The organism is Streptomyces capparidis, assembly GCF_054782095.1.
The window spans coordinates 61,708-71,418 of sequence record NZ_BAAGTD010000048.1 but is presented as its reverse complement, the minus strand read 5'-3'; the positions used below and the strand labels follow the sequence as shown (position 1 = coordinate 71,418).

Below are 9,711 nucleotides of genomic sequence, written 5' to 3'. Positions count from 1 at the left end.
CACGGTGAGCACGGTGGAGCAGCACCTGACCCGCATCTACCGCAAGCTCGACATCACCAGCCGGGAGAACCTCCCCGTCGAGATCATCCTGGAGCCGGCCGTGGAGTGAGCCGCCTCCCCGCTGACGGGAACGGCACCACCGATCACCGCGAGGACCTCCGGGGCGCGCCACCGCCCCGGAGGTCCTCGCGCTGCCCACCGCGCCGATCGGCCCCGCCCCGGCCCGCCGCCCGCGTACGGGGTTCCGCCCCGCGTAATACGGGGGCGGCCCGCGTTTCATAGGGGTGGGCACCGGCGGAAACATGGGTGTTCCGCGGAAACGGTGCTGTGTACGCTCGACGAAGAAAAGCCGCGCCAAGAAAAACCGAACGACCGGAAGGCGGGTTCCGGCGCCGCACCGCGCACGGAATCCCCTCCCGGAAAGCGGTACGCGACGCACGGGAATCCCGGCGGGAAAAGGTGCCCCAAGCCCGTACGGCTGCCGGGTGCGCACTGCGGCCCTGAGCGCATGGCCCGGCCGTTCACGGCATGCCCCCGCACATGCCGAGTACGAGGTGAATCCGGTGAACACCTCGACGGGAACCGACCCCCATTTCGTCACCGGCAGGAGGATTCTCTCAATGGTTGTGCCCTCGCAGGGAAACGCCCCCCAGGAGCCGACGCAGGTGTCTCCGCTGCCGCTGATGCGGATGGCCACCGCCTTCTGGTCCTTCCGTGCGCTGGTCAGCGCGCACGAACTCGGCCTGTTCGACCGGCTGTCGGCCACCGGCGGCGCCACCGCCCCGGAGCTCGCCCGGGAGTGGGGCACGGACATGCGGCCCACGCAGATCCTGCTCACCGCGTGCACGGCGCTGGAGCTGCTGGTCAAGGACGGCGACCGGTACCGCAACTCCGAGATGGCCGAGACCTACCTCGTCCCGGACAAGCCGTACTACTTCGGCGGCTGGCTGATGATGTCGGAGAAGCTGATCCACCCGGCGTCCCTCAAACTGCTGGACGCGGTGCGCACCAACAGTCCGGTGATGACCGCCGACGACGAGCGGCAGTCCCCGTTCGCCGATCCCGACGAGCGGACCCGGACCCTGGTCTGGGACGGCATGCACGCCCTGTCCTCGTTCACCGCGCGGGCGCTGTCGCAGGTGGCCGACTTCAGCGGGGTGCGGCGCCTGCTCGACGTCGGCGGGGGCTCCGGCGCGTACGGCATCGAGCTGTGCCGGCGCCACCCCGGGCTGCGGACGACCGTTTACGACATCGCGCCCGCCTGCGCGGTGGCGCAGAAGAAGGCCGCCGAGGCCGGTCTCACCGAACGCATCGACGTGCACACCGGGGACTTCTTCCGCGACGCGGAGCTGCCGCGGGGCCACGACGCGGTGCTGCTCTCCCTGGTCCTGCACAGTTGGGCCGAGGAGCAGGACCTGGAGATCCTGCGCAAATGCCACCGGGCCCTGCCGTCCGGGGGCCGGGTGTTCATCAGCGAGCTGCTGCTGGACGACGAGCTGACCGGCCCGATCCAGCCCGCCCTGATGAGCCTGAACATGCTCACCCACACCCGGGGCCGCAGCTACTCCGGCGCGGAGTACACCCGCTGGCTCACCGGGACCGGCTTCACCGACGTGCGGGTCCTGCCGATGAAGGCCCTGGGCGCCAACGGGGTGGTGACGGCCGTCAAGCCGTGACCGGACCGCCCACGGGCCCGAGGCCCGCCGCTCCCGCCCGCCCCGCCGAACCGGGGCGGGCGGGGGCGTCCCCGGTGCGGCGCAGGCGTGGCGTGCCCACCGCCGAATGCGCCGGTGGGCACGCCACGCCGAGGTTCCACGCGCAACGCCGCTTCCCGCGTACCGGCCGATCCGGCCGGGCGGCGGCCGCGGTCGCCGCCGTTACCGGCGGAACGACGCGTAGCGGTTGTCCTTGCCCTGCTGCTTGTTGTAGCGGATGTCGTAGACCTCGATGTCGTTGACTTCCTGGGAGCAGTCCGCCTTCTGCTTGTAGCCCGACAGGACCACGATCGGGATGATCGGGACCTGGCCGCACGGGAAGAAGCTGTCGTTCTCGGCGTAGGTGAAACCGTTTCCGCCGGCGTGGGCGGCCGTCGCGCCGCCCATGACGGCGAGTGCGGCGATCGGCGCCACGAGAGCCTTCATCATCTTCATGGTGGTTTTCTCCAGGGAGAAGGGTGGATGGGTGCTGACTGTCGCATTCCGGCCACCGGGGTGTCCGGCGCACCGATGAGGCGGCCGAATTCCCGGCTGTCCTTTTCGCGGAGCGAAGAGAAGAGGAGAGGGCGGACAGTCGTGGTCCTGCCGTGACGGCGCAAGGAACCGGCCGGTACCGGCGCAGCGTGCCCGTGCCATCGGGGGGTCGAGGGTCGCCCTCGCGGACGGGAGGGTACGGTCAGGGGTGGGCTAACGGCGCCCGACCTGCTCGTTCCTCACGGAGTCCTCGGACTTGAAGTTCAGCAGCTTGAACGAGCAGTCGGAATGCTGCTCGTAGCGCGACAGGATGATGATGGGAATCACCGGCAGTTGTAGGCAGGGGAGGATCTGGAGGGTGCCGCCGCCCCCGAATTGCGCGAACCAAGGGCTCTGGTGAGCCGAATTCCCGGCTGCGGCGGCATGGGACGCGGAGCCGCCCACCGCCAGCACGGCAGCGGCAAGCGACACCGCGGCGGCCTTCAACATCATCATTTGCCGTTCCCTTCATCTCCGACCAGCCCGCCGCTCCCGAAGGGATGAACATCCCGTGAGCTCTGCTGATCTAGCGATGAGATTACAGGCGGGAAGTATGGATGCCCCGTCTGCTTTCGGTGTGTCAGGCTCAGCAGCCCGGACGGCCTAAAAAAATGACCGCGTCACCGCGGTGAGGACTTCGGGGAAGTCATGGCCAGGGCAGAGCGGATTCCCGCGGGAAAGCGGAACTCGGCCGCCGCGGCCGTTCCACCGCTTGCGCGGGCCGGTCGCGGGAAGCCCTCAAGGGCGCGGCGGCAACGCTCACTGCGGCTGCCGGTGCCCCTCGGTCAGCCGGTCGCCGAGGGAGCTGCGGCGGTACAGGACCTGGCGTCCGTCGCGGGCCCGGGTGACCAGGCCCGTCGCGTGCAGCACGCGCAGATGCTGGGACACCGCGCTCGGGGTGACCCCGAGGCGGCGGGCGAGCTCCACCGTGGGGAGCGGCTCCTCCAGCAGGCCGAGCAGCCGGGTCCGCGGTGCCCCGAGCAGCGACGTGAGGGCGGTGGTGTCGGCGGCGGGCGCCGTGGCCCACAGCGTGGCCACTCCCCGGCAGGGGTAGACCAGCGAGGGCGCCTGCTCCGGGCTGAGCGGGGGCGCCGGCTTGTGGGCGAACACGGACGGCAGCAGCAGCAACCCCCGGCCGGCCGCCTCGACACGGTGCCTGCTGATCATCTTGTCGATGTACAGCACGCCGTCGTGCCAGCGCAGATTGGGGTGCATCCCGGCGAAGAGCTGGCGGGCGCCGCCCAGGGCGAGCTGCCGGGCGCGGTAGGTCATGTCGGCCTCGAGCAGCAGCCGCATCCGCGGCCACATCGGCTCGACGGCCAGCTCCCAGTACCGCGCCAGGAGGGCGCAGACGGCGTCCCTGAGCCGGGCGACCGCCGCGTCGTCACCGGCGGCGGCGTCGCGCAGGGCCGCGGGCAGCGGATCCGGCGCGTGGGTGGCCAGCAGGTCGCGGCGGACCCGGCCGGGGGAGACCCGGCGGACGGCGGCCAGCTCCTCCTCGAAGCCCGGCGCGAAGACCTCGGGCCGCGGGGTCAGGAAGTCGGGCAGGGTGCGCCGCCGCGCGACCAGGGACATCAGCAGCCCGGTGTCCAGCCCGCCGAGCCGGCCGAGCACGGCCCTGCGCCACGGCAGGTGCAGCGCGGACAGGCCCGGATCCTGGAGCACCCGCAGGCTGAACAGGGTCTCGTGCAGGGGCGAGAGGGCGAACCGGGTGTCCGCGAGGTCCTCCACACCGAGCACAAAGCTGATCATTAAGCTCCACGCTACATCAGTTGGCGGCGGGCCCCCGGTGCCGTGGACTTCCCCGTATGACACCTGGAGCCCACGGGCGGCGCGCCGCCCCCGCCGCGGGCACGGCCCGCGGCATCCGCGCCGCCGCGGCCGGCCCCGAGACCGCCACCGCCCCCGGCCGGCCCCTCCACGCCGCGGACGGGCCGGTGGACCGCGGATGACCCGCCGGCTGCTCCTCGTCCTGAGCGTGACCTGCGCCGTCGCCGTGGGCAACATCTACTTCCCGCAGGCGGTGATCCCGCTCATCGCCGAAGAGCTGCACACCTCGCCCGACTCGGCCGCCTGGGCGGTGACCGCCACCCAGATCGGCTACACCGCCGCGATGTTCCTGCTGGTGCCGCTCGGCGACCGGCTCCCGCACCGCCCGTTCCTGGTCGTCCTGCTCGCCCTGACCGGCCTCGGGCTGCTCGCCGCGGGCTGCGCCCCGGCCCTGCCGTTCCTCGTCGCCGCCAGCGTCGCCGTCGGCCTCACCACCGTGGCCGCGCAGATCGTCGGCCCGCTGGCCGTCGGCCTGGTGCCCGCGGAGCGCCGCGGAGCGGTGCTCGGCACCCTGCTGAGCGGGTCGATCGGCGGCATGCTGCTGGCCCGCACCTTCGGCGGGGCGCTCGGCGAATGGTTGGGCTGGCGAGCCCCCTACCTGGTGGCCGCGGCCCTGGTCCTGCTGCTCGCGGGCGTCCTGTCCCGCACGGTGCCGGCCACCACCCCGCCCTCGCGCCAGCCCTACCCGGCGCTGCTCGCCGAGTCGCTGCGCCTGCTGCGCGCCGAGCCGGACCTGCGCCGTTCCTGCTTCTACCAGGCGATGGTCTTCGCCGGCTTCTCCGCCGTGTGGACGTGCCTGGCGCTGCTCCTCACCGGCCCCGCCTACGACATGGGCGCCCACGCGGTCGGGATGCTGGCCCTGGTCGGCGCGGCGACCATGCTGTGCACCCCGGCCGCCGGACGCCTGGTGGACCGCCGCGGACCCGACCGGGTGAACCTGGTGTGCCTGCTCGGGGTGCTGGTCGCGGCGGCCGTGCTCGCCGCGGGGTCCGGCGGCGGCGTGCCGGGGCTGGTGGCGCTGGTCGCCGGCACGCTGCTGCTCGACGTCGCGATGCAGTCCGGCGCGGTCGCCAACATGGCACGGGTCTACGCCCTGCGCCCCGACGCCCGCAGCAGGCTCAACACCGCCTACATGACCTGCGCCTACGCCGGGGGCAGCGCGGGCTCCTGGCTCGGTGTGCGAGTCCACGGCCACACCGGCTGGCACGGGGTGTGCGCCCTCGTCGCGGCGCTCGCCTCACTCGCCCTCGCCCGCCACCTCCTGGCCCGGCCCGGCCCGAGGACGGCGGACGGCAAGGCCCGCCACCCGCTGCCCGACATCCACCCGCCCACCCCCGGCACCGCGCCCCGGCTCGGGCCCGCCGACTGACCCCCACGGCCCGGCGCCGCCGCGGATCCGGCCGGCTCCCCGCCGGGGTCGCCGCCCCCCGGCCCGGGGACCGCGGGCTCACCCCGCCGTGTCGCGCAGCCCCCGCAGGGCCCGCGCGACACGGCGGCCGGTGTCGTCGCCGACGCCGTGCCCGGCGGTCGCCGCCAGGAGCCGCTCGGCCTCGCCGGCGGCCCCGCCGTCCACCAGCAGTTCGGCGATCCGCAGGACCAGGGCCTTGTCCCGCGGGGTCATGCCCGGCCGGACGGTGCCCCAGGTCGCCGCGGCCAGCAGCGCGCACTGCCGCGCCCCGAACCGCCCTTCGGCGTGCAGGAAGTCGGCGGCGTGCACGACCTCCTCGAGCTCGGACAGCGGCCGGTCCAGGCCCGCGGCCCGCGCGGCGGCCTCCAGCGCCCGCTCGCACGCCGCGGCCGTCCGCTCCATGTCGCCCGCCCCACCGAAGAGCCGCGCGGCGCGCACCACGTCGGCGGGCCCGGCGTCCTGGCGCGCCGCCACCGCGTCGGCCAGCGCGACCGCGGCCCGTCCCTCCCCGAGCCGCAGCAGGTGGTCCGCCGCGTCCAGCACCTCCTCACCGACCAGGGCCCGGGCCTCCGCCAGGCCGAGCAGGACCCGCCGCCCCTCGGCGGGCCGCACCCGGCACAGCAGGTCGAACACCGTCGAGCGCCCCGACCACCAGTCGGTGGGCGTGCGTTCCGCCAGGCGCAGCAGCAGCCGCACCGCGTCCTGCTCCGCCTTCACCCGCAGCAGCGACTCGGCGACGCGGACGGCCTCCCGAATGTCCGGCAGAGGGCTTTCGGCCAGCGCGAGCAGGGCCTCCGCGCCCTGCGGGTCGCCGGACTCGACGAGCTCCAGGGCCGCCGCGTGGCGCACCCTGTCGTCGCCGTGCACGGCGAGCCGGCGCAGCAGCGGCCGGTGCTGGGGGTGGCCGACCTCCCGCAGCAGCCTGCCCAGGCTCAGAGCCACGAACGGGCTGGTGTTCACCCCCTCCCGCAGCAGCGCGTCGCAGGCCGCCCGGACCTGGTCGGTCAGGCCCTCCTCCCACAGCCTCCGGGCCAGCAGCACCCAGTCGTCGAGGTCCATGCGGTGCTCGCCGTCCGGGTCGGCAGGCGTCCCGGCGAGCCCGTTCAGGGCCGCGCTCGCCGGGCCCGGGTCGCCCGCGCGGACCAGCGCCGCCAGGGCCGTCGCCCGCTCCCGCCCGGTGGCCACCGCGACGGCGCTGCCGGCGAACGCCCGCGCCTCATCGGGCAGGGCGGCCTCCAGGTAGGCGTCGACGACCCCGAGGACCTCGCTGTCGAACTGCGGCACGGACCAGTGGTCGTCCGGGTCGTAGGCGTCGAGCATCTCCCGCGCCGCCCGCGCCGCCCGCTCCCGCGCACCGGCCCGCAGCAGCACCGACACCTCCCAGCCGTAGTGCCGCCTGCGGGGGTCCGGCGCGGAGGCGAGCAGCGCCGTGGCCCGCTCGGCCTCGCCCACCCGGACGGCCGCGTCGGCGGCCAGGTACCGGCCCCAGACGTCGTCCTCCGCCGGGAACAGCCGGTCGAGGAACTCGCCGACCACGGGACGGGCCATGCCGCCGAGCCGGGACAGCTTGTGCGCGACCAGCGCCCGCGCGTCGGCGACGGTGACGGTCCGGTGGCCCCGCGCCGTGCTCTCGTTGTACTGCGCCGGCACGGTCAGCTCCAGCAGCGACCTGGTGGCCTCGTGCAGCGGGCGGGGGCCGAGGACCCGGCCCAGCGTCACCACCGCGTCGGCGCGGGCCGCCGGCGGCAGTCGGTCGTCGCCCGCCATCGCCAGCAGCGCGCTCCTGGCCCGGTCGCGCCTCGGCTGCGCGGCGACGATCCGGCAGAAGTGGTCGCCGGTGAACATCGAGCGGGCGCGCTCCAGCAGCCGGTCCAGGATCCGCTCCGCCAAGGGCTCGGGCGCGGCCACCCCTTCGGCCATGAGCCTGCCGGCCAGCGCGGCGTGCCGGTCCAGGCGGGTGCTGTCCTCGCCGATGACGATGCCCCCGCCGTGGCCCAGCAGCAGGGGGTCGAAGCCGTCGCTGGCCGCGGCCAGCCACTCCAGCAGTCGCCCCGCCTCCGCCGGGCGCCGCTCCGCCCAGCAGGCGAGGGTCAGCACGGCCTGCTCCTGGTCCTCGCCGGCCAGGGCCCGCCGCAGCAGCGGGTCGGCGTCGCGGGCGTCGCCGGGCCAGCCGACCGGCAGCGCGTCGGCGGCCTCCCGGGCCGCCAGGTAGTCGGCGAGGCTGCGGTGCGTCCACCTGAGCGCGCCGGTCTCCTCGTCGTTGGTGAGCAGACCGCTGCCGGTCAGCAGGCCCAGCACGATCTCCGGCCAGCCCACCAGGAAGTCGGGCAGCTCCGGCACCCGGTCGCGCGTCCACCGCGCCGCCGCGTCCGGCAGCGGCCCGCCGTCGGCCAGGGTGCGGCTCGCCAGGTGCTGGAGCAGCGCGACCCGGTGGTCGTACAGCCAGTCCGCGGCGCGCTCGCCCGCGCCCGCGGCCAGTGCCGCCGCCCGGAAGGCGGCGCGCCGCCCGGCCTCCCCCTCCCGGCCGGTCAGCAGGTAGGAGACGAACTCCCGGTACAGTCCCGGCCGCCCCGAGGGCAGCCCCTGACCCCCGGCCCGGTGGTGGATGGCGAGGGTGATGGCGGCCAGCAGCGGCGTCCTGACGAGCTGGCGCAGGCCGCTGACGTCCACCTCCCGCAGGAAGGCGGCCACGCGCTCGTCCGCCGCCCGGCGGCCGCCGGGTGCCGCGCCGGGGGCGTCCCCCGCCAGGCGACTGCGGGCCAGGGCGCGCAACTGGTCGTCGTCGAAGGGGGCGAGCGCGCAGCGGCCGAACCCGGCCTCCCGCAGCGGCTCCGGTTCCCCCGGGCCCAGCGGGCGGGTGGTGACGACCCAGCGGTAGGGGCTGTCCGGCCTCGCTGCGTCGGCGGCGGCCGTCCCGAGCACCCGCTCGCGGTCCACCGGGTCAGGGATCTCGTCCAGGCCGTCGACCAGCAGCAGCCACGGGCCCTCGTCCGGCGCCCGCTCGAAGAAGTCGGCGGGCAGCTCCCGGGCGAGCCGGACCCCAAGGCGTCCGCGCACCGAGTCCCGCAGCAGCACGGGCAGCGGAGCGTCCCCCGTCAGATGCGCGGCCGGCACGACGACGGCCACCCCGGACACCCCGGCGAACTCCTCCGGCGGCGGGCCGTCCGTCAGCCGGGCTTCGGCCAGCGCCCCGGCCACCCGCCGGACGAACGTCGACTTGCCCGCGCCCGCCACCCCCTCCATCAGCAGATGACGGCAGGAGGCCAGCGCCCGGGCCGCGGGCGTCCGCTCGGCGGTGTACCGCGCGCAGTCCCCGGGCGCCGCGGCCATGACGACGGCCTGCGGCACGTGGACGCGGTCCCGGGCGGGCGGCCGCAGCCCGGGGAAGCGGTAGGGCAGCGCCGACGAGGCGGCGCGCTCGGCGGCCAGCACAGCGCGCAGCACCTCCTCCCGCCGCGCGTCCGGCCGCGGCGGCGGGCCGACCACGGTGAGCCGCTCGCGGGCGGGCAGCCCGATGAACGCGGCGAGCTCGCCCAGCCGCGCCCCGTCGAGCTGCTCGTACCAGCGGTCCACCCGGCTCGCCGCGAGCTCGCCCAGCCCGTCGGCGGCGTGGTGGCGCCGGATCAGCCCGATCAGGCACCCGCCGCTCCACACCGCGGCACCGGACATGCCCTGCCACGGCGAAGCCGCCGGGTCGGGGTCGTACTCCGGCGGCGGCACCCGCAGCGAGAGCGTGCCCTCCCGCAGGTTCGACCACGGGCTCGCCGCACCCGTCACATGCGCGGAGTCGCGGTAGAACGAGCGCGGCCCCGAGCCGTCCCCCCGCGGCGGGTCCTGCATCATCCGGTGCCGCGGGAACCCCATGGCGCTGCACGGCAGCAGGCCGTCCCGCCCGCGCACACCCCCGTACCGCACCGGCGGCACGGACCCCGCGGGGCGGCCGGCCTCGGCGACGGCCACCACGGCCACGTCGATGCCGGCGTCCCGCCACACGACGGTGCCGTCGGCGGTCCAGGCGCCGGGACGGTCCGCCCGGAACCGGACGCGCACCGCGGGCTCGTCCCCCACCACATGGGCGGCGGTGAGCACCACGCCCGCCCGCACCCGGTACCCGGACCCCCGCTCGTCGACGGCCGACCCCGGCCCGCCCACGATGACCTCGGCGACCCGGTCCGGATCGAGACCGGGCCCCGCCCCCGCAGCGGAGGCCACCCCCATGCTCCCCCTCCCTCGGTGCCGCCGCCG

General features: G+C 75.7%; 7 protein-coding genes and 1 pseudogene. 4 read left to right on the top strand and 4 right to left on the bottom strand.

Features of this window, described 5'->3' with window-relative positions; all coding sequences use genetic code 11:
• A pseudogene (locus ACYVO2_RS29985) lies at positions 1 to 109 on the top strand (LuxR family transcriptional regulator); the annotation flags it as partial.
• Positions 110 to 665: 556 nt separating this feature from the next.
• Positions 666 to 1,676 carry a methyltransferase gene (locus tag ACYVO2_RS29980; protein ID WP_461011183.1) on the top strand — a complete coding sequence of 337 codons (1,011 nt, stop codon included), beginning with the start codon at positions 666 to 668 and terminating at the stop codon, positions 1,674 to 1,676.
• A 201-nt stretch (positions 1,677 to 1,877) separates the two neighbouring features.
• Here the strand turns inward: ACYVO2_RS29980 and ACYVO2_RS29975 are convergent, their stop codons facing one another.
• The 3 genes from ACYVO2_RS29975 to ACYVO2_RS29965 form a co-directional block, all read right to left on the bottom strand.
• Positions 1,878 to 2,150, bottom strand: a complete 273-nt coding sequence (locus tag ACYVO2_RS29975) for a hypothetical protein (protein ID WP_461011182.1) — start codon at positions 2,148 to 2,150, stop codon at positions 1,878 to 1,880.
• 252 nt (positions 2,151 to 2,402) lie between these two features.
• Positions 2,403 to 2,684, bottom strand: coding sequence for a hypothetical protein (locus ACYVO2_RS29970; RefSeq protein ID WP_461011181.1), 282 nt, complete (start codon positions 2,682 to 2,684; stop codon positions 2,403 to 2,405).
• A 303-nt stretch (positions 2,685 to 2,987) separates the two neighbouring features.
• Positions 2,988 to 3,980 (bottom strand): ArsR/SmtB family transcription factor, encoded by a 993-nt coding sequence (locus ACYVO2_RS29965; protein ID WP_461011180.1) that lies wholly within the window; start codon positions 3,978 to 3,980, stop codon positions 2,988 to 2,990.
• Positions 3,981 to 4,036: 56 nt separating this feature from the next.
• On the opposite strand from ACYVO2_RS29965, the gene ACYVO2_RS29960 reads away from it, so the two are divergent.
• Complete coding sequence (locus ACYVO2_RS29960) at positions 4,037 to 4,180, top strand: hypothetical protein (RefSeq protein ID WP_461011179.1); 144 nt, start codon at positions 4,037 to 4,039, stop codon at positions 4,178 to 4,180.
• Positions 4,177 to 5,427 (top strand): MFS transporter, encoded by a 1,251-nt coding sequence (locus ACYVO2_RS29955; protein WP_461011178.1) that lies wholly within the window; start codon positions 4,177 to 4,179, stop codon positions 5,425 to 5,427. Before ACYVO2_RS29960 ends, ACYVO2_RS29955 begins: the two co-directional genes overlap by 4 nt.
• A 78-nt stretch (positions 5,428 to 5,505) precedes the next feature.
• Here the strand turns inward: ACYVO2_RS29955 and ACYVO2_RS29950 are convergent, their stop codons facing one another.
• Positions 5,506 to 9,684: a trypsin-like peptidase domain-containing protein gene (locus tag ACYVO2_RS29950; protein WP_461011177.1), complete on the bottom strand. Its 4,179-nt coding sequence runs from the start codon at positions 9,682 to 9,684 to the stop codon at positions 5,506 to 5,508.
• Between the last annotated feature and the right edge of the window lie 27 nt (positions 9,685 to 9,711).

Coding starts and splice junctions, on each gene's coding strand:
- ACYVO2_RS29965 (WP_461011180.1), bottom strand. CDS start 3,980: ATGATCAGCTTTGTGCTCGGTGTGGAGGACCTCGCGGACACCCGGTTC.
- ACYVO2_RS29950 (WP_461011177.1), bottom strand. CDS start 9,684: ATGGGGGTGGCCTCCGCTGCGGGGGCGGGGCCCGGTCTCGATCCGGAC.
- ACYVO2_RS29960 (WP_461011179.1), top strand. CDS start 4,037: ATGACACCTGGAGCCCACGGGCGGCGCGCCGCCCCCGCCGCGGGCACG.
- ACYVO2_RS29975 (WP_461011182.1), bottom strand. CDS start 2,150: ATGAAGATGATGAAGGCTCTCGTGGCGCCGATCGCCGCACTCGCCGTC.
- ACYVO2_RS29970 (WP_461011181.1), bottom strand. CDS start 2,684: ATGATGATGTTGAAGGCCGCCGCGGTGTCGCTTGCCGCTGCCGTGCTG.
- ACYVO2_RS29955 (WP_461011178.1), top strand. CDS start 4,177: ATGACCCGCCGGCTGCTCCTCGTCCTGAGCGTGACCTGCGCCGTCGCC.